We start from the raw sequence: 788 nt of genomic DNA on the forward strand, positions 1-788 counted from the left end.
TTAAAATAAGAATTATTAATATCAATTCCGTTATCATCTAATTGAGATAATTCATTTTCTAGGTATACATTATACGCATTGCTAAAGTTATTGAACTCAATATCTTTAATACTATTTATTTTATTTACTTCAGACATTTTTATCCTACCTTCTTAATATTTTTCCACCTTTAGTTAAAGTTGCTACCCTTTTTCCGCTTTTATTTAACAGTTTATAATAACTTCCGCCATGCCCATTACCATTATCTCTTGTTATCTTCCAGCCAGTTTTGGGATCTTTCCAAGTTTGTTGACCTTTTACTTTTTGAGTAAATTTTCGAATATCAACACCATTTTGACTTAATAACTTTTTATTGATGCCTTTAGCTATACTGTGTGTGCTTGATTTAATAGCTTTATTAACAGCTGTTTTGCCATATTTTTTAATAGCCCATTTGATACCATAACGAGCAGCCATTACAGCTACAACAACTAAAGGAACTGCTGAAGCTTCAGATAATCGAGTATCAAATTGATGTTCATCACCCGTTTTATTATCAATTAAGAATCCCGCAATATCATTTGCATCCGCATAAGTTAAATCTATAGAATAGTCTATGTTTTCTACTTCTTCACTGGTAGATATTTCACTATTTAATTTAATTTAATTTAATTTAATTTAATTTAATTTCAACAGTGTCAAAATTATTCGTTAAAGTTGTATCCAATGATATTTCTTCATCATTAATAGAAGTAATAACTTTAGATATTTCGCCAGTTTTACTTTCAGTAATATCTGCATTAGTAATC

Annotated in this window: 1 pseudogene; it reads right to left on the minus strand. The window is 28.2% G+C overall.

The features are described 5' to 3' along the window. Nucleotides 1-144: 144 nt before the first annotated feature. Nucleotides 145-788, minus strand: a pseudogene (locus ACF91D_RS30985) (SAR2788 family putative toxin); the annotation flags it as partial.

Source organism: Staphylococcus sp. 231237_7MaSpsaltlick, assembly GCF_043107035.1.